Genomic DNA, 19,369 nt, shown 5'->3' with positions numbered 1-19,369 from the left:
AATGCCGTGCGCCTCAGATGTCTGCTGCGTCCGGTGTCGCGCGAGCAGCCTTGCGGCGCTTGTTGATCGCGATGCGGGCAGCCATGGCACGCGCGAAGGCGAAGTGCCAGAACCGGCTGATGACCAGCTCGCGCTCCCCCACCATCTCGACGACGTCGGCGCCGGCGCCGAGCTTGAAGAGCAGCAGGCCGGTGAGCGGGCTCGTCGCCCCGAGCGAGGTGTTGAAGCCGCGGAAGTCGTAGGCCTCGCAGCCGGCCGCCGCCGCGTCACGCATGGCCCGCCACTGCAGGGCGTTGGACGCCCTGGCGTCGCGATTGCGCTCGGTCGAGCCGCCGTAGAGGTAGGAGAACGTGCGGCCGAAGCGGATCATCAGGGCGGACGCGAGCACGTCGCCGTCGACGTGGGCCTCGTAGAAGCGGGCCGACACCGGGGCGTCCACGCCGTCGCCCTCCGACGCGAACGAGCGAGCCATGACGTCGAAGTAGGACTTCGGGCGGGGCAGGAAGTTGTCGCGCTCGGCCGACTCGACGTAGAGGGCGTGGAAGGTGTCGAGACCCTCGGAACCGACCGTGCGCACCTGCACCCCGGCCTTCTCGGCCTTCTTGACGTTGCGGCGCCACTGCTGGTTCATGCCCTTGAGCAGCTCGGCGTCGGTGCGGCCGCGCAGGTCGACGACGCACAGGAGGCGCGGCTGGCCGACAGCCACACCGTCGGCGCCGAGCGGGAGCCAGTGGTTGCGCCCGAGCCACGCCTCGAGGCTCCGGGCGGCCGGGTTGTCGACGGCCGTGGGGAGGCTCGTGAAGCTCAGCAGCCCGTTCTCGACGACCTGCTTCTTGACCGGCTCGCGGTCCCAGATGCGCGAGACGACGGGGTAGCCGAGCCGGAGCGCGAAGGCCTTGTTGGCCTTGGCCCACGCGACGAGCGGGTCGATCCAGGCGGCCGGGTCGGTCGCCACGGCGTCCCACGGCAGGCCCGGACCCTCGGGGAGGTAGGCGTACGAGCGGGACAGGCGCGGGATGGTGCGCGAGAGCACGAGGCCGGCACCGACCCGGCGACCCGAGGCGTCGAACCAGCCGAGATGCGTACGACGCCACCCGGCCTTGGCGCGGCCCCACGCGGGGGTCTGCAGGAAGCTGCCCCCCAGCTCGAGGAGCGTCTCGACGGCCTCGTCCGGGGTGATCTCACGCACTGTGAGGGGGCCGGCGACGGGCGCGGCAGGACCGGTCGCCGGCTCGGGCGACGTGCGCGACTCGTCCGGCTCGGGCGCCACGGGAGACGCCGGCGACACAGGGGCAGGGGTCTGCTCGGTCATGGCGGCAACCCTAGCGGCGCGGGATCAGTGCGCCGACCGCGCCACGTCCGCGTCGGAGGCGGCCGTGGCACGGGCGGTGCGACGGATCCACCACAGGCCGACGAGCGGCAGCACGAGCGGGACGTAGCCGTAGCCCTGACCGAAGTGGGACCAGACGGTCTTCTCCGGGAAGGCGCTGGGGTCCGCGACGCTCCAGAGCCCGACGGTGAGCACCCCGACGAGCTCGACCGTCAGGGCGATGGTCGCGAGGCGCACGGACGCGCGGTCGCCGCGGGCCAGCCCGACGGTGGCCACGAGGTAGATGACCGCCGCGAGCGCCGACAGCAGGAACGGGACGGGCGCCCGGTCGAAGTACTCGAGGATCTGCAGGATCGAGCGACCGGTCGCCGCGAGCGCCAGCAGGCCGTAGACGGCGACGAGCAGACGGCCGAAGCCGTGCCCGGTGTGCGGACGCTCGGTGGCCGGCGACACGTCGGGCGCGGGCCCGGACGAGGACTCGGGCGGGGACACCGGAGAGGATCCCGGCGTCGGCTCCGGCGACGGCTGCGGGGACGAGGGCGTCGGTTCAGGCATTGAGGCTCCAGACCTGTTGCAGGCGGGCGACGAGGATCGCCACGACGAGTGCCCCGCCGAGCACGACCGCCATGGCCCACTGAGTCTTCTCCTTGACGGCGATGACGACGCTGACCGGGATGACGAGCAGGACCGTGAAGAGGTAGGCGATGAAGGTCGCCCGCTCGGCACCGTCGCTGATCGCCGACGCCTTGGTCAGCCCCACGACGAGCTGCACGAGCAGCGCCAGCTCGATGACGGCACCGACGATGATGAGCGGGTCGTCGACGAGACGTCGTCGCACCAGGTGGTGGGCGGCCAGCAGGCCGAGCAGGCCGCTCCCGACGAGCAGCACGACGGTCAGGGGTTGGAGCACGCGAGAAGCCTACGGCGTCGAACCGGCGCTGCCGCACCGGAGTCGAGGGTCGGACCAGCCGTCGCGGGGGACGTGCCGGACGGTAGTTTGCCTTCCTGACCACCAGCCGCCGCGCCAGAGGAGCAGCCGTGCCGATCCGCCCCATCGCCGTCGACCGTGCGGCCGGGGTCCTGCTGGGCGAGGCCTGCGGCGACGCCCTCGGCGTGCCCTACGAGATGGCCGCGCCGCCGATCGGCGAGGCGGTCATGAAGGGCGGCGGCCTCGGCCCCTACGAGCCGGGCGAGTGGAGCGACGACACCCAGATGACACTGTGCGTCGCCCGTGTGGCCGCCCAGGGCATCGACCTCGCCTCGCCCGAGGGTCTCGACGCCGTCGCCGAGGCGTTCACCGCGTGGCTGGACGGCGGCGCCACCGACGTCGGGACCCAGACCCGGGCCGTCCTGACGGAGGCCAAGGCGCTGTCCGGCGCCCCCCACGAGCGGCTGACCCGTGCCAGCGAGGCCCTCCACGAGCGGACCGGCCTGACTGCCGGCAACGGCGCCCTGATGCGCACGCCCATCGTCGGGCTGTCGGCCCTCGACGACCGCGGTGCCACCGCGCGGGCCGCACGGGCGATCGCGCTGCTGACCCACGCGGACCCGTTGGCCGGCGACTCTGCGGTGCTGTGGTCCGAGGCGATCCGTGTCGCCGTCACCGAGGGGCGTCTCGACCTCGCCGCCGGCCTGGACCTCGTCAGCGCCGCGCACGTCGGGCGCTGGGGAGACTGGATCGAGGCCGCGACCGGCGCCGAGCCGGGCGGGTTCGGCAACAACGGCTACACGGTGACGGCGCTTCAGGACGCGTGGGCCGCCATCACGACGACCGACCGCGGCGACGGCTCGGCCATGCACCTTCAGCGGGGACTGCAGGCGGCGGTCCGAGCCGGGCACGACACCGACACCGTGGCGGCCATCGCCGGCTCGCTGCTCGGCGCACGCTACGGCGCGTCCGCGGTGCCGACTCAATGGCGCCGCATGGTTCACGGCTGGCCGGGGTTGCGCGCCCACGACCTCGTCGAGCTCGCCGTGTCCACGTCCGTGGGCGGCAGGCGGCACGGCTCGTGGCCCTCGGTCGCGACCATGGGCGACCCCCAGATCCCCACCCTCGGGACCCCGCACCCGATCGACCCCGACATCGTGCTCGGGACCATCTCGGACCTCGGCCGCGTCCGTGAGCTCGACGTGCAGGCCATCGTCTCCCTCTGCGCCCTGGGCCTCGAGGACATCCCGGCCACCGGGATGACCGCCCGGGACCACATCGAGTTCTGGATCAACGACGAGGAGCAGGAGGAGAGCAATCCCCACCTCGACTTCGTCCTCGACGACGCGTCGTCGGCCCTTCGCCAGTTCCGGGCCGAGGGAAAGCGGGTGCTCGTGCACTGCCGCCAGGGCGTCCAGCGCACCCCTGCGGTCGCGCTGCGGTATGCCGTCGACCTCGGTGTCGCCCCCGAGCTCGCCGAGCGGTCCATCCGTGCGGCGCTGCCCGGCATCCGCGGCGAGGGGCGCTTGTGGGAGGTCGCAGCGCACGGCGCCTGAGCCCGGGGCAGGACCGCGCCTGACGGCACAGGACGGCACAGCCGCTCAGGACGGCACAGACCGCTCAGGGCGGCACAGGACCATTGGCGCACCCGGCGACGGGTTCAGACGGTCTTGGCCTCGTCGACGTAGCGGCAGAGCGCGTTCACGGCCCGCAGCTCCTCGGGGGTGTGCACCTCGGCGTCGGTGAGCAGGGGGCTGCCGACGACGACCGCCAGCGCCCTGGCCCGCGAGATCGCGACGTTGAGGCGGTGCAGGTCGTAGAGGAACGGCACCCCGCGCGGCGCGAGTGCCGCCGTCGTGCTGGCCATGGAGTAGATGACGACGGCGCCCTGCTGGCCCTGGAACTTGTCGACCGTGCCCACCCGCGCACCGACCGGCAGCTCGGCCGCGAGCACGGCGACGTGCGCGTTGTACGGGGCGACGACGAGGATGTCGTCGAGGCCGATCGGCCGCGAGTCCCCTTCTGCGGTGGTCCAGCTGCCCTTCAGCAGGTCGTCGACGAGGCCACGGACGACCGCCGCCTCCTGCCGGCTCGCCTGCTCGCTGAGGGTCTCGTGCTCGACCGGCACCCACCGGAGGCCGTCACCGGAGAGGGCTCCCGGCGCTTCGACCGACATCCGCTCACGCCCGGGGGCGGACTCGAGCCGGCCTTCGTAGGCGAGCTGTGAGACGAACGCCGTGAGGCTCGGGTGCATGCGGTGCGTGCGGTCGAGGAAGACCCCACGGTCTGCCGGGATGACGTCGTGGACGATGCCGTCGACGGTCGTGCGGAGGTGGTCGAGGGCGGACACGCCGGACCCGTAGGGGTGGACGGCCTTGGTCGGCTGGGTCAGCTGCTGCGGGTCGCCCAGGAGGACGAGCGAGCGCGCAGCCGGTGCCACGGCCACGGCGTTGGCGAGCGAGAACTGCCCTGCCTCGTCGATGACGAGCACGTCGACCGCGTCGACCATGTCCTCGCGCGACCAGAGCCAGGCGGTGCCACCGACGAGCGTGGCCTGACCGCTCGCGAGCGCGGCCACGATCTCTCCGTTGTCGGACGTGTGCCGGACGAGGGCGTTGGGGTCGACCGGCTCGTTACCCTCCTCGGCGTTGGTGCCGTCCTTGTGCCAGGCGGGCCGCGCCACCTCGTCGAGCAGGTTGAGCACGACCGCGTGCGACTGCGCGGTGACCCCGACGCGTAGCCCGGCGTCGAGCAGCCCACGCACCAGGGCCGACCCGGCATACGTCTTGCCAGTGCCGGGCGGCCCCTGGACGGCGAGGACCTCGCCACCGAGCCCGAGGCCGGCGCGCACGACGACGTCCTTCGGGGTCTCGCCCTCGCGAGCGGCGAGCACGTCGGTGACAGGGACCAGCCGGTCGATGAGCCTCGTCGCGAGGTTGGAGCCGCCGGCGAGCGCGAGCTCGCCGGTGCGGGCGATGCTGGCGCGCAGGGCCGCATCCATCACCGGTCCGGGGCCGCCGAGGCCGCGGGGGCGGGGCGGCGCGAGCGACTTCTTCATGGACAGTTCGACCCAGCCCTCCACGGGGTCGACGGCGACGACCTTGCCGACCGGGGCGTGGGTGTCGACGTCGGGGACGTACTTGCCGACCGACACCTTGCAGTCCTGCGGCGGGAAGGGATAGCGCCAGACCTTGGAGAGCTTGACGACGCGCATCTCCTCGGGCTCGCCGAGGTCACCGATGGCGGTCCCGTCCTCGACGAGCTCGGAGGTCTCGAGCTCCTTGTAGCGGAAGAAGTCCCACCACTCGGGCCGCTTCTCGCGCCGGTGCCAACCCACGAGTCCGGCGAGCAGCTCGTGCCCGCCGTCGACGAGGCGTTCGGCCAGCGCGATCTCGGCCCGCTCCTCGTCGGAGATCTCGCGCAGCTGCTCCGGCACCGGACGCGACAGGGCGTGGCCCGAACGCTGGAGCTCGGCGCGGCGCTCCTCGAGCCACTCGTGCAGCGCGAGCGTGGAGCGCACGTCCTCCTCGTTGTAGCGACGGATGTCGTCGAGGATCGCCTGGTCTGCCGTGCCGTCTCCGCGCCCGGCGAGCCAGCGTTCGTACTCGACGACGGACGACAGCCCGTCCGCGACACCTGCACCGTCGGCGGATCGGGTGTGGCCCCAGTAGAACTCCTCGAGCTTCTTGATCGAGTAGGAGCCCTTGCTGATCCGGACGCCCTGGCGCACCACCGCGTAGAGGTCGACGAAGACCTCGTGGCGCAGCAGCTGGTCGAGCTCGGCCTCGCGCGTGGCGTGCTGGCCGACGAGTCGCTTGAGGGCCGTCGTCTCGTAGGGGGCGTAGTGGTAGACGTGCATGTCGGGGTGCTGGCGCCACCGCTCGGTCAGCCAGTCGAGCAGGCCGGAGGTGAGCCGCCCCTCCTCGGCGAAGTCGTGGGCCCAGAACTCGACGAACTCGCCCTGGCGGGTCCAGATCCCGGCGAGGTACTCCCGGCCGGCGCCGCCCTCGGCCCACGGGTCGCCCTCGAAGTCGAGGTAGACGTCGCCCTCGTCGGGCTCGGGCAGCATCTGCAGGCCGCGGCCGGGCTCCGGGTCGAGCAGCTCGTACTGCGCCCGGCCCGTCTCGCGCTCGGCGAGCTGCAGTCGGGCCTGCTGGAGCAGCCGGCGCCGCGAGGCCGTGGACAGGGCTGGTGCGAGCTGCTGCTCGTCGGCGGTCGCCAGCGACCGCAGCGTCGGGATGCCGAGGTCGATGAGCGCCGCCCGGTGGTCGGCGCGCATGCCCGCGACCTGGATGAGGTCGTCACGCTCGAGCCACTCCTGGGCGCACCTCTCCTTCCACCGACACTGGCCGCAGTGCTGCACCCGGGCCGACTCGGTCTCGTGCCGGCCGGCGATGGCGTCGAGCAGCTCTGCCCGCCGTCGACGGGCGTAGGGGGCGACGTCGACGAGCCGCCACGGGTGCGACTCGACGTCGCCCGTGACGACGGTCAGCCACTGCGGCGGGACGCCCTGGAGCAGCTCGAGCCGAGCGGCATACGTCGCCATCTGGAGCAGGGCCGGCACCTTGAGCCGGCGAGCGAGCTTGGTGTCGGCGATGTCGTAGCGCCAGGGTCCGAGGTTGCTCGGCTCGTCGACCTTCAGGAGGAAGTCGGCGAGGCCCACCCAGTGGCCGTCGAAGAAGGTCGCCTGGTAGATGACGTCGACACCGCGCCGCATCGCCTCGAGCGTGGCCCCCTCGGCCTCGGCGCCCCGAAGCCCGAGCGCCGCGAGGTCCTCGACGACGCGCCCCTCGGCGCGAAGCCGCTCGAGGTAGGCGCGCTCGTGCTCGAGGCCCTTGGCGAAGACGAGGTTGAGGGAGTCGTCGGCCCCGCTCGCTCCCGGCGTCACGCCGCTCCGGGAGCTTCCCCGTGCGGTGTCGAGCGCCTCGAGGTCGAGCGTCGTGATGTGCGCGCACGCGACGTGCTTCGTCAGGTCCGTGGGGCTCAGGACGAGGTGGCCGTCGATGCGCTGCATGCAGGCGAGTATGCCGGGGCCCACCGACAGCCCGGCGGCCCGCTCGCCGGCCCGCTCGCCGGCCCGTCGACCAGGGCGTGGGCGCTCGTGCGAGTCGGCGCGCGCGCAGCCCCGAACGGATATAGGTTGCATCCGGCGTGGCAGGCAAGTTCGGGGGCGAGCGTCCCTGCGCACGCGGCGTCGTTGCGCCGTGTGCGAATGGAGCCGCGCGAGGAGGATTCGTTGTCCGACAACACTCGGGGACCACGGCGCGCGCGCCGTGGCGTGATGTGCACGGTGAGCGCCGGTGCCATCGCGGCGCTGGCCGCCACCAGCCTCGGGGCCACGCCGGTGTCGGCGAGCCCTGACCCGTCGGTCAAGCACCGCAGCGACCGCACGGTGCCCGACCACGTCACGGGAGCCGGCGCCCTCGGCCTCGGCACCCAGCGTGTCGGTGCCGGCGACAAGGTCGACCAGGCGTTGCACTCGGCCAAGGGGCCGGTCGACGTCATGATCGAGCTCGACGCCGCCCCCGCCACCGCAGCCTTCGGACAGGCCCGCGGGCGAGGTCTGGCCGCTGCGAGGACCGCGGGCCGCCTGCAGACCTCCACCGTCAAGGCCGCCCAGAAGGGCGTCGAGTCCCGCTTCGGCGCGACCGCGACCAAGGCGCGCACGCTCTACCGCCTCCACACGGCATACGCAGGCATCGCCGTGCGCACCGACGCGTCGAGGCTCGCCTCGCTCGCAGCGATCCCCGGTGTCAAGGCGATCCACCGCCTCACCCCCAAGCAGCCCACCAACAGCTACTCGGTGCCGCTCATCGGCGCCCCCAAGGTGTGGCAGGCCCTCTCCGAGACGGGCAAGGGCGTCCGCGTCGGCATCATCGACACCGGCATCGACTACACCCACGCCGACTTCGGCGGTCCGGGCACCGTCGAGGCGTTCAAGGCCGCCGGGGCCTCCAACACCTTCACGCCGACGGCCAAGGTCGTCGGCGGCTACGACTTCGCGGGCGACGCCTACAACGCCGACCCGAGCTCCGACACGTTCGACCCGGTCCCCCACCCCGACGCCAACCCGCTCGACTGCAACGGGCACGGCTCGCACGTCGCCGGCACGACCGCCGGACTCGGTGTCGCCTCGGACGGGAAGACGTGGTCCGGCGGTTACACCAAGGACATCGACCCGGCGAGCCTGGAGATCGGCCCGGGCGTCGCACCCGAGGCGAGCCTCTACGCCCTCAAGGTCTTCGGCTGCGACGGCTCGACCAACGTCGTCGGGCAGGCTCTCGACTGGGCAGCCGACCCGAACGGCGACGGAGACCTCTCCGACCACCTCGACGTCGTCAACATGTCGCTCGGCAGCTCCTACGGCTCACCGCAGGACCCCGACGCCGTCGCCGCGAACAACCTCGCCGCGCTCGGCACCGTCGTCGTGGCCTCCATGGGCAACTCCGGCGACGTCTACGAGGTCGGAGGCTCCCCCGGCAACGCACCGCGCGTGCTCGCGGTGGCCGCGTCCGACGACGGCAACGACGTCGTGGACGGCATCAAGGTCGACGCGCCCTCCGGCATCGAGCCGGCCGACACCGTGGACGGCAAGCAGGACGACGTCTTCGGGGCGCTGAAGTCCGTCGACTACGACTGGGGCGGCAAGCCCGGCGTGACCGACACCGCGGTCGCGTCCGTCGGCGACTGGTCCGCGGCGGCGTCCGCCACGAACAACACCGACGGCTGCGACCCCTACTCCGCGCAAGACGCCGCGAAGATCGCCGGCAAGGTCGTGCTGCAGATGTGGCTCGACGGCAACGGCCGTCGCTGCGGCTCCGTCGCCCGCGGCGCCAACGCCGAGGCCGCCGGAGCAGCCGGGATCATCTACGGCAGCGACGTGAACGCCTTCTCCGCCGGCGTCACCGGCAGCAAGGTGCTCCCGGCGATGCTCGTCGTCAACCAGGCGACGCGGGCCGTCAAGGCGCAGCTCGACGCCTCGAACGAGGTGCGCGTCACCATGACGAACGACCTCCGCAACGCCGTCACCATCCGCAACCCCAAGGCCGTCGACCAGCTCGCCGGCTTCTCCTCCCGCGGTGTCGGCGTGGCCGGAGGCGTCAAGCCCGACGTGACCGCACCCGGCGTCACGACGTTCTCCGTGGCCGTCGGCACCGGGCACGAGGGCGTGTCCGAGAGCGGCACGTCGATGGCGTCTCCGCACGTCGCCGGCGAGGCCGCGCTCGTGCGCGGCTCGCACCCGACGTGGTCCGTCGAGGAGGTCAAGGCCTCGATCATGAACACCGCCACGCAGGACGTCTTCGTGGGCCCCGACCACACGGGGGACGTCTACGGTCCCGAGCGCGTCGGTGCCGGAAGGGTCGTGGCCGATGCGGCCGTCGACACCGGCACGCTCGCCTACGTCGCCGACGACAAGGGCGCGGTCAGCGTGTCCTTCGGCCCGGTCGCGGTCACCGGGCCGACGAAGACGCTCACCAAGACGGTGCACATCGTCAACAAGCGTCCCCTGCGGCCGGCGTCCTACGTCCTCTCCTACGACGCCGCCCACCCGACGCCGGGCGTCACGTATGCGTTCAGCCCGTCGCAGGTGCGCGTGCCGGCCGGTGGGTCCGTCGACGTCACGGTCACCGCGACCTTCACTCGGTCGGCACTTCGGGCCGTGCCCGATCCCACGACGGCGACGGACCCGCTCGGGATCGACCTGGTGCGCAGCTACCGCACCGACGCGAGCGGCCGCATGGTCCTCGAGCCGGTGCAGGGCACGCCGGGTGGTGAGCTGCGCGTGCCGGTGTGGTCGGCTCCCCGCGCAGCCTCGACCATGTCGTCGCCGTCGAGCACGACCGTCACCCACCAGGCCGGTATGCCGTCCGGGATCGCCACCTCGATGCTGCCCCTCACGGGGACCGGCCTCGACCAGGGCGACGGGACGACGTCCTACGCCTCGTCGGTGTCGACGTTCCAGCTCCAGGGCACAAGCCCGCGGATGACGGACTGCTCCCCGAGCCAGGTCGTCGACTGCATCGGCACGCCCGACGACCGCGGGGCCGACCTGCGCTACGTCGGGGCCGCGTCCGACGCACCGCTCGTCGCCGGGCTCGACCAGGCGACGCTGACCTTCGGGGTCAGCACCCACGGACCGTGGCGCACGCCGGCCACGTCCACCGAGTTCGACGTCTTCCTCGACACGAACGCGGACGGCACCGCCGACGCCGCCGTCTACAACACCCGCCTGTCCACGACCGACGACTTCGACTACTTCGTGGCCGAGCTCGTCGACCTGCGGCCCGGTGCCGGCTACGGCAAGGTGCTCGACGACGCGCTGGTCAACGGCATCGACGGGTCGTTCGACACGGACGTCTTCAACAGCGACTCGCTGGTGCTGCCCGTGTCGGTCAAGGTGCTCCAGAAGGCCGGCCTCGTGACGGGGAGCGCCCCCCGGGTGCGCTACTGGGTCGACTCGCTCGCCCAGGGCGTCGCTGTCGACGCCGTGGGCTCGGCCGCTCGTCCGATGACGATCAGCCTTGCCTCTCCGGGCCTGTCCGCCTTCGGTGACTTCGGCACGCTCACGAGCACCGACCTCCCCGGCAGGAAGCTCGAGGTCCGGCGTGACGACGCCTCGTCGAAGGTCGACCGGCCTCAGGGTCTGCTCCTGCTGCACCACCTCAACACCGACGGCTCACGGGCCGAGGTCGTCACGGTGCGCACGACGTCGGCCACGTCGCTCACGGCCAGTCCGACGACCTTCACCCAGGGCGGCAGGACGGTGCTCACGGCGACGGTCACCCCGTCGGGTGGGACGGGCACCGTGGTCTTCCGCAAGAACGGGGCCCTCCTGAGGACGGTCGCGCTCTCGGGCGGCAAGGCCGTGCTGACGGTCAACGGGATGCCCCGCGGCACGGTGACCTTCACCGCGACGTACAGCGGTGACGCCCACGCCACCGGCAGCACCTCGGCGGGGGTCAGGGTCACGGTCAAGGGCGTCACGTCCTCCACGTCCCTGCGCACGAGCAGCTCGGCCTACCGCTACGGCGCGCGGCCGACGCTGACCGCGACGGTCTCCCCGTCGGGCGCCACCGGCTCCGTCACCTTCCGTGACGGCGCACGGGTCCTCGGCACGTCGTCCGTCTCCCAGGGGCGGGCCACGCTCCACCTGCCGGTCCTCTCTCGCGGCACGCACACGGTGACCGCGACGTACAACGGATCGACGCGCTACAACCCGTCCACCTCCGCGAAGGTGACGCTCCGCGTGAGCTGAGCCAGCCCTCGCACCATCCCGACGACGTATGCCGTCCGCCCACCACGGGCGGACGGCATACGTCGTCCTGCGGTGACGGCAGCGGCAGCGGCCTCCCAGCGGCCCGGTCCGATGGTCGGGGGCAGCAGGAAGGCGGCCCTCCCGGGAGGACCGCCTTGCTGCTCGGGCCGTGCGGCCCGTGCCGGTGACCACGTCAGGGACGGTGGTCACCCGACCCGCTCACCGCAGGAGGCCGTTACCGACGTGGCGGCCCCACCACTTGCCAAGGCCCCAGGTGTCCCCGGCGAGCGTCGTGGCGAGAACCGCGATGCCCAGTGCCTCGATCCAGTGGCTGTCGAAGAGCGGGTTCGTGTAGGCGCCGGTGGTGCCGAGGGGGAACTCGGCGAGGTACATCAGCGCGAGGAGGAGGGCACCGGTCCCGGCGGCGAGCTTGAGGCCTGCGCCGGCGAGGAGGGCGATGCCGATGCCGAGGAGGCCGGCCATGAACAGCCAGTCGGCCCACGGGCCGGCGATGCTCTTGAAGAAGCCGGCGAACGGGCCTTCGGCGTTCTTCATGAAGCCTTGTGCGGGAGTGCCACCGTGGATCCAGGCCCTGGCCGACGGGGTCATGTAGCCGAGGCCGAACATCTTGTCGATGAAGGGCCAGAGGAAGGTGAAGCCGAGCACGATGCGAAGACCAGCGAGGAACTTACGAGCAACGGCCGAACGGACCACCTCCTCCTGGAAGGTGACGACGCCCTGGGTGGGGTCGTGCGCGCTGACGGGCGTGGTGCCTTGGGCGTGCGTGCCGCGAGGGATGGTGCTCATTGAACTCAACTCCAGAACTCGGTGTGTGTTCCGGCAGCTTCTCTGTCGGTACTACAAAGCGTAGTAGTGACTGGTTCACAGCCGCTACCCATTCCCGTGTGATCTAGGGGACAGCCGCTCAGCGACGCGAACGGATGAGCGCGGGGACCTCGAACTCCCCTGGCGCCTCGACGAGCTCACGCACGAGCTCGGCCAGCGAGTCGAGCGACCGGCACACGGCGGCATACGACCCGTCGAGGCGAATGGGACGGCAGAGGATGCGCGTCCCGGCGTTGCGGATGACGATCTCGGACTCGGGGGCACGGTCGCTGTTGCAGTGGACGAGCAGGCCGGTGGGCAGGCCCATGGCGGTCGTGTAGGCGACGAGCTCGAGGTAGTCGCGGGAGGCGACGTAGCCATCGGCGCCCATGGAGTACTTCGCGTCGCCGACGAGGACGACCTCGCTGCCTCGGCGCACGACGAGGTCCGGGGCCATCGTGAGCGCGCGGCCCTCGTCGAGCCAGACGTCCTCGTCGCGCTCGATGCGCATCTCCGGGGCCAGACGCAGGTCGAGCTCCTGGGCGATCCAGCGCTGGAAGAGGTCGTCCATGTCGACCATCAGGCTGTTGGCCTGCTGGTCGCCGGCCTCGTGGCTCAGCGACATCGCCTGCAGCACGAGGCGGCTGAGGCGCATGGCGTCCTCGTAGTGCTCGTTGAGGCGCGTGATCGGAAGTGCCGCAGCGTGTTTCGTCGCCGGGGTGTCGGCGACACCCTCGAAGCGGCCGAGGACGCGCAGGGCCTCACGACGCACGTGCGGTGCGAGCTGCGGCCAGCTCAGCATGGCCTGGAGGGTGCAGCGGAAGAGCTGGTTCTCGACGATGTCGGCGGTGAAGTCGTCGAAGCGGCACTGCGGCTCCGCAGCGCTCCACGGGCGGCGCGCGAACTCCTCGACGAGCAGCCGGCCGCGGATGGTGCGCATGCGCTCCTCGCGAGCGACGTAGCCGTGCACGAGGCCGCGCATCGTCGCCGAGTCGATGAGGCGGATGGCGAAGTAGGCGACGCCGTCGATGAGCTCGTCGGTGTCGCTCCACGTGACGTGCTCGTGGTCGAAGGCGTCCGGCGACACACCAGCGCCGAGCATCGCGAAGAAGTTCGTGACGGAGACCTTCGGCATGACCCGCACGACGAGGCCGGGGACGGCCAGCGCACCGACCCAGCTCGTCGCGCCGATGGTCACGACGTCGGGGTCGGCGGTCGCGTGGATGACGAGCCGCTCCCCCGCGGCGGCGACGAGCGCCGCGCGGGTCTCACGGGTGAGGCGCACCGGCCCCGAGCGCCCGTGCTCGGGGATGGGGGCGAGCTCGATCGTCATCGGACCGTCGACTCCGCGGTCATGGCCGGGTCAGGTCGAACTGGCCGTAGCGCGCCTTGACGTTCTCCCAGCGGAACTGGGCCAGCTCGTGCTCGCGCCCGTAGAGCTGGTCCTCGATGAACGGGTAGACGTTGTAGTCCCAGATGCGGCGCAGCGTCGCCTCGTCCCCGTCGAGCCCGGGACGCATGAAGTAGCTGTGGCCGATCTGCAGGTGCGGGCCCCGGAGGGCGCGACGCAGGTCCTCGTTGACGCGGTCGACGAGCTCGGCGACCCAGACCGGGCCGTCGTTCGCCTCGAGCCAGCGGCGCAGCAGGCCCTCCATGGGGCCGTCGTGAGGCATGAACGGCACGAAGTCGAACCGGCGGCGCAGGGCGGCGTCGACGAGCGCGATCGAGCGGTCGGCGGTGTTCATCGTGCCGATGAAGTAGAGGTTCGGCGGCAGCTCGAAGCCCTCGTCGGGGCGGTAGCTCGTCTTGACCGAGTGCGAGCGGTACTCGAGCAGGAAGAGCAGCTCGCCGAAGACCCGCGGCAGGTTCGCGCGGTTGATCTCGTCGATGATCATGATGTGTGGGGTCAGCGGGTCGGCCTCGGCCGCCTCGGCGAGCAGCGCGAGCGGGCCCTTGCGCAGCTCGTAGACCATCTGGCCCTGGTGGTCGATCTGGGGGCGGAAGCCCTCGAAGAAGTCCTCGTAGCTGCTGCTCGGGTGGAACTGGACGATGTCGCGCTTGGCCGGGTCGGGCTGCAGGGCCGCCGCGAAGCGCTGCGCGAGGTAGGTCTTGCCGGTGCCGGGAGGCCCGTAGAAGATGATCTGCTTCTTCTCCTCGAGCAGGCCCTGCAGCTCGCGGAGGAAGTCCTCCTCGATGAGCAGCTCCTGGGCGGCCTCGCCGAGGGCGTCGTGGTCGGGCATGAGCGCCTTGTCGGAGCGGCGCATGAGCCAGTAGGCGAGCTGGGCCTGGCCCCACGGGTCGTCGGGCAGCAACGGGTCGAGCGTCTGCTTGAGCAGGGCGTTGGTCTCGACGTGGGTGCGTCCGCGGGACTTGCCGTCGGTCCAGCGAGCGGGGCCGCCGAGACGGCCGAGCATGGCGATCTTGCCGGAGTCGCCGCCAAGGGTGAAGAGCGGCAGCCAGTGCTCCGGGTGGGCGATGGCGAAGAGCTTGAGCACGACGCTCTCGCCGAAGCCCTGGACGGGCACGTCGTCGGAGCCGAGGACGCGGTTGATCCGCTCCTCGTCACGGCCCTCGCCCCAGAGCAGGTCGCGCACCATGGCGCGCAGCTCGTCGATGCCGCCGGCGTCGAGGGCGTTGATGCTGCTGATGAGGACGGACTGGCCGCCGATGTCGCCGTAGCCGCGGGTCGAGACGATCCGCTTGAAGGTCGGCAGGTCGAAGTCCTCGAGCCCCTCGCGGGAGAGGCAGGCGGCGAAGACGCGGCGCTGCTCCTGGTGCCAGGCGTCGCGTTCGCTCGGGTAGGGCCGCTCGGACTTGAAGATCTCGACCTCGGTGTCGAGGTCGACCATGGCGGCCAGCTCGAGGCTGGGGTCGTCGAGCGGCCCGCGCTGGCTCGAGGTCATGAACCGCAGCAGCGGAGTCAGGGCGCGCGCGGTCGTGAGGATGTCGTCGGCGAAGTCGGCGCGACCGACGGCCTCCTCGCCCTTCCACCAGCGGCCGACGAACGTCTCGCCGCCGGGGTACTCGCGCCCGACGGGCTCGAGACGGTCGGTGCGGCCGTCCTCGTGGACGCGCAGGAAGCTGAGGCCGCGGGGCAGGTGCTCCTGGACGATGGTGCCGACCTCGCGGTGCTGCTGGTCGGACTCGCCCTCCCAGCCGCCGTGCAGGCCGAACGCGACGCCGGACGGGGTGACCCAGAGGCGGAAGCCGGGAGCGCCGGCGCCGCCGACGAGGATCCACGCGGCATACAGGTCGGAGCGGTAGGCGGCGTCCTCCCCCGCGTGCTGCTGCAGGGCGAGCGTCGGAGCCTCGAGGTAGAGGCCGGTCTCGGCGGAGAGCCGCTCGATGAGGCTGTCGGAGATGTGGTCGGCCTCGCCGCGCAGCTGGCGGGCCAGGTCGGCGGCGCGGTCCTCGCGCTTGGCGTCGCCGTAGCCGGTCGACGGGCGGAAGTCGGCCGCGATCTCGGCCGCCTCGACGCACACGTCGAGCGCGCGGGGGGCGATGCCGACGAACGCGCCCGACTCCTTGAGGTACCAGAGGATGCGGGCGGCGTACTTCGGGTCCTCGGGCCGCAGCGCCGCGCACAGGTCGGCGAAGGCGACGTAGCGCTCGGCGTGGCTGAGGCCGCGCTCGAGCCACCCGAGCCGCTGGAGCATGTGCGGGGCGTTCTCCCACATGAGCGGCCACTCGCCGCCGTCGTCGGTCGACCAGAAGAGCGAGAGGACGTATGCCGTGTGGCCCGGTCCGGGGGCGCGGTGGCCGCGGGAGCCACCGCGGGCGAGGAAGGCCTCCATGGCCTGGAGCTTGTCGCCGGCGTCCTGCGGGGAGGCGGGGGTCTGGAGGGTGAGCTTGAGCAGGCCGACGACCTCGGCGTACTCCGCCTCGGCGCGGCGCACGAGCGCGGCGAGCCACGGGCCGCCGACGGGGCCGAAGCCCACGTAGGGACCGTCCTTGCGGGTCCACTGGTTCATCGCCTCCTTGAAGGCGACGAGGTCGCTGGAGGCCACGAGGTCGGCGAGGATCTCGCGCAGCTCCCCGTTGCGGGCGCCTCGCTCGGCGTCGAGCTCGGCGAAGAGGGCCTGCGCGTCCTTGTCCGCCTCCGCCGCCCGCTCGATGAGGGCGTACTTGGCGCGCCAACGCTTGACGTCGACGGTGTCAGTGCGAGACATGAGGCTCCTTGCACGCCCACTTCTAGGACGCATAGCTACTGCGCGCGTGGAGGTGCGTGCAGGACCGCGAGAAGGTTACCTGCCAGTCGCCCATGCTTCGAAACTCGTGGGGGTGTCATCGTCGGTCCCCAGAAATCGCAGCGTCGAACGGCCCCTGACGGCAGCGAATCGCGTCCATTCTTACCCGATCCGGCTGGGACTGCGTGCATCGGGTGCCTGTGGATGACGGGCCACGCCCGGGATGCGCCTGCGCGAGGATGCCCGTAGGTTGCCCTCGAGGAACGAAGGGCACGAAATGCCCTTCTGAACTTGGACTCGCACGATGATCGACGATCGACAGGGGACGCCGATGACCGCCGCCGCACGCCCACACCGCACGCCCGTCTCGTATGCCGCCGCCGCCCTCGCCGTGGGCCTGCTGGGGGCGTGCACCAGCGGAGACCCAGGACCCGCCGTCACGACCGCCCGCACGGCGAGCTCGTCGGCCAGCAGCGCATCGCCGCCACCGACGACCACGACACCCACCCCCAGCCCGACGACCTCGGTCGACCCCGTCCTCGCCAAAATCCCGGCCGCAGCCCGGCTGGAGACACAATCGGGGGCCGCCGCGTTCGCACGATTTTACTTCGAACAGCTCAATCGTTCTTTCATGGACGCGTCTCCCGAGATACTCGACGGGCTCTTTGATCCCTCTTGCCGCATCTGCACAGACTTGCAGAAGTCCTCACGCGAACTAGAGGCACAATCTCGCCATCACGCTGGCAACACGCTGACAGTGACCCTCGCGTCGGCCACGGTCTTTAACAAGAAGGATCGTCAAGTTTTGGTCACCCTGGACCAACATTCGGTCGCCGTGCTGAATAAGAGCGGCAAACGGGTTGATACGACCAAGTCCGGCAAAGGGGCCTTCGTCGCCGCACTTCGCTTCACTGATCATTGGGTGATTACAGACCTTGGTCGGCCCTCATGAGGTCCCTTCGTGTGGCTGCGGCCTTGTGTCTCGCGGCCGGTGCCATCGTGCTTCTGCCCGAATATGCATTCGCATGTGGCGCCAACGATGTCGTGAATTGCGAGACCGATACGAATTACGCGACCGTGGGCTTGCTTGACCGTGCCGCTCTCAGCAGGTTGCCTCAGTTTCCTGGTGACAAAGGGTCTACCGTGATCGACGCGAATGACAACCGACCAAGATACGAGTACTTGACCCTCGCAGACTGCGATGAGGCCATACCGGGCACGCCTAATCAAGATGTGTCGTGCAGTAAGGCCTTACGAGCCTGCCCTCCTGAAACCGCGGGGCCGCTGGCACGGGTGTGGAGACGGGCGGTTCTCGATGGACGCGTTGTCGAAGCCTGGAACAGTGTCGGTCTTACGTGTCACACCGAAGTCGCCCCCGGTTCCCGGCCCACCTTGACGATGGCGGACCTGAAGGCGGCGTTCATGCGAACACCGTGGTCGAAGCCGCAGATCTCGAGCCAGCCTGCCGGCAACACCACCTTGGTGAACCTGCGCACCTTCTACAAGGTGAACTGGTCGGCGGCGGGATTCCAACCCGGAGAGGTGGATCGATCCGTGCTGCGGGGTATCCCCGTGCAGATCCGTCCGAAGCTGGTCGGTTTCACCTACGTCTTCGGCGACGGCTCGACCGTGGGGCCTACCGCGTCCACGGGTGGGGTGTACCCGGATGGCGACATCACCCATGTGTACCGCGCCAAGGGGAAGTTCCCGGTGCGTGTCGACACCACCTTCGGCGCCGATTTCAGCATCGACGGGTCCACCTGGGACGAGATCCCGTCGACGGTCACGGTGCCGGGCCCGTCGACGACGGTGACGGTCCGCGAGGCCAAGGGCGTGCTCGTCAACCGGTGACCGAGGTGAGCTCCTCTGGCACGCACGCTGCGCAGCTGGTTGCCCGCTGACTCAGCCGGACGTGTGCGCCGCCGGCTCGACGGCGACGGCCGCCTGCAGACTTCAGTCGGGCTTGGGGGTCGCGTCCGGCGACGCGTCCTCGAGGGCGGCAACCTCGGTGGGATCTCCGACTCCCGCCATATCGCCCTTGGGGCTCGCACCTTCGACGGGCGGCAGGCCCGGGGTCGCCTCCTCGTCCGCGCCGTGACGGGACTCCGCATCGACGGGCTGGGCGTCATCCCCGGACGTGTCGTCAGATGCGTGCCGCACGAGGGCGTCCTCGTCCTCCGCGTCTCGGTCCCACCCCTCCGCAACGCCGGGTGACTCCGACGCGGGGGTGTGGACCCCACCGAACCTGCTCGCGTCGTCCTCGGGCACGTCGTCTCCCTCATCGTCACCGTCATCGGACGAGGCTGCTGCCGCCGTGGCGAGCACGCCCGGATTCGTCGCGGCCACGAGGTCGGCGCCGCCGGCGACGCCGACGGCTCCTGCGACCGGCCCACCCGGCGAGACGACCGGGGCGACCTCGGCCTCCGGGACGACGGGGGCCGCCGCGCCATCGGCCGTCACCGTCCGGCTGACGCGCTTGACGGTGAGGAACCACGTGATCGACGCGCCCAGGACGAACGCCACCACCATGAGCAGCCACTTCATCGCGCGCCTCCCACCCCGTCAGCACCGACGAGCCCGGCGAAGGCCTCGTCCTCCGAGCCCGCCCGCACGAGGCGACCGGACAGCGCGATGGCCGCCAGCGAGCCGACGACGAAACCGACCACGCTCCAGAGGAACACGCTCCAGAAGCCACTGTCGCTGCGCCCGACGAAACCGAGCGCCACGGTGACGACCAGGAGCCACAGCCACCACGCACCGCCGACCGGGCGCCGGTACGAGCGCGTCACTCTCTTCCCACTGCTGGGGGTCTGCTCGGCCATCGGTCCTCCGGAGCTCGGGGC

Annotated in this window: 13 protein-coding genes; 4 read left to right on the top strand and 9 right to left on the bottom strand. The window is 71.4% G+C overall.

What is annotated here, in order from left to right; all coding sequences use genetic code 11:
* Positions 1-13: 13 nt before the first annotated feature.
* From ABD297_RS08275 to ABD297_RS08265, 3 genes are read right to left on the bottom strand one after another with little or no spacing between them, the layout of a single operon-like run.
* Positions 14-1,312 carry a lipid II:glycine glycyltransferase FemX gene (locus ABD297_RS08275; RefSeq protein ID WP_344254395.1) on the bottom strand — a complete coding sequence of 433 codons (1,299 nt, stop codon included), beginning with the start codon at positions 1,310-1,312 and terminating at the stop codon, positions 14-16.
* Between the two features lie 24 nt (positions 1,313-1,336).
* On the bottom strand, positions 1,337-1,822 hold the full coding sequence (locus ABD297_RS08270; protein ID WP_425581147.1) for a hypothetical protein: 486 nt from the start codon (positions 1,820-1,822) through the stop codon (positions 1,337-1,339).
* Between the two features lie 55 nt (positions 1,823-1,877).
* Positions 1,878-2,240, bottom strand: coding sequence for a hypothetical protein (locus ABD297_RS08265; protein ID WP_344254394.1), 363 nt, complete (start codon positions 2,238-2,240; stop codon positions 1,878-1,880).
* 128 nt (positions 2,241-2,368) lie between these two features.
* Here ABD297_RS08265 and ABD297_RS08260 point away from each other — a divergent pair, with 128 nt between their 5' ends.
* Positions 2,369-3,814, top strand: a complete 1,446-nt coding sequence (locus ABD297_RS08260) for an ADP-ribosylglycohydrolase family protein (RefSeq protein ID WP_344254393.1) — start codon at positions 2,369-2,371, stop codon at positions 3,812-3,814.
* A gap of 104 nt (positions 3,815-3,918) precedes the next feature.
* Here the strand turns inward: ABD297_RS08260 and ABD297_RS08255 are convergent, their stop codons facing one another.
* On the bottom strand, positions 3,919-7,272 hold the full coding sequence (locus ABD297_RS08255) for a TM0106 family RecB-like putative nuclease (RefSeq protein ID WP_344254392.1): 3,354 nt from the start codon (positions 7,270-7,272) through the stop codon (positions 3,919-3,921).
* A 276-nt stretch (positions 7,273-7,548) separates the two neighbouring features.
* Between ABD297_RS08255 and ABD297_RS08250 the strand changes: the two genes are divergently transcribed.
* The gene (locus ABD297_RS08250) at positions 7,549-11,514 is read left to right on the top strand and encodes a S8 family serine peptidase (RefSeq protein WP_344254391.1); all 3,966 of its coding nucleotides are present in this window, start codon (positions 7,549-7,551) and stop codon (positions 11,512-11,514) included.
* Between the two features lie 219 nt (positions 11,515-11,733).
* On the opposite strand, the gene ABD297_RS08245 is transcribed toward ABD297_RS08250, so the two are convergent.
* The 3 genes from ABD297_RS08245 to ABD297_RS08235 form a co-directional block, all read right to left on the bottom strand.
* On the bottom strand, positions 11,734-12,321 hold the full coding sequence (locus ABD297_RS08245) for a DoxX family protein (RefSeq protein ID WP_344254390.1): 588 nt from the start codon (positions 12,319-12,321) through the stop codon (positions 11,734-11,736).
* Between the two features lie 118 nt (positions 12,322-12,439).
* A complete protein-coding gene (locus ABD297_RS08240) occupies positions 12,440-13,672 on the bottom strand; it encodes an McrC family protein (protein WP_344254389.1) in 1,233 nt (410 codons plus the stop codon).
* 19 nt (positions 13,673-13,691) lie between these two features.
* A complete protein-coding gene (locus ABD297_RS08235; RefSeq protein ID WP_344254388.1) occupies positions 13,692-16,508 on the bottom strand; it encodes an McrB family protein in 2,817 nt (938 codons plus the stop codon).
* A gap of 322 nt (positions 16,509-16,830) precedes the next feature.
* On the opposite strand from ABD297_RS08235, the gene ABD297_RS08230 reads away from it, so the two are divergent.
* Together ABD297_RS08230 and ABD297_RS08225 are read left to right on the top strand one after the other, a co-directional pair.
* Positions 16,831-17,478: a DUF6318 family protein gene (locus tag ABD297_RS08230; RefSeq protein ID WP_344254387.1), complete on the top strand. Its 648-nt coding sequence runs from the start codon at positions 16,831-16,833 to the stop codon at positions 17,476-17,478.
* A gap of 446 nt (positions 17,479-17,924) precedes the next feature.
* Positions 17,925-18,377: a hypothetical protein gene (locus ABD297_RS08225; RefSeq protein ID WP_344254385.1), complete on the top strand. Its 453-nt coding sequence runs from the start codon at positions 17,925-17,927 to the stop codon at positions 18,375-18,377.
* A gap of 102 nt (positions 18,378-18,479) precedes the next feature.
* On the opposite strand, the gene arfC is transcribed toward ABD297_RS08225, so the two are convergent.
* Both arfC and ABD297_RS08215 read right to left on the bottom strand, forming a co-directional pair.
* Positions 18,480-19,070, bottom strand: a complete 591-nt coding sequence (gene arfC, locus ABD297_RS08220) for a channel accessory protein ArfC (RefSeq protein WP_344254384.1) — start codon at positions 19,068-19,070, stop codon at positions 18,480-18,482.
* The gene (locus ABD297_RS08215; RefSeq protein ID WP_344254383.1) at positions 19,067-19,348 is read right to left on the bottom strand and encodes a hypothetical protein; all 282 of its coding nucleotides are present in this window, start codon (positions 19,346-19,348) and stop codon (positions 19,067-19,069) included. Before ABD297_RS08215 ends, arfC begins: the two co-directional genes overlap by 4 nt.
* Positions 19,349-19,369 lie beyond the last annotated feature (21 nt).

Origin of the sequence: Terrabacter carboxydivorans, assembly GCF_039532035.1 — a bacterium.
GTDB classification, from domain to species: Bacteria; Actinomycetota; Actinomycetes; order Actinomycetales; family Dermatophilaceae; genus Terrabacter; species Terrabacter carboxydivorans.
The sequence above is the reverse complement of the archived record's forward strand: the minus strand, read 5'-3'. Positions and strand labels throughout refer to the sequence as shown.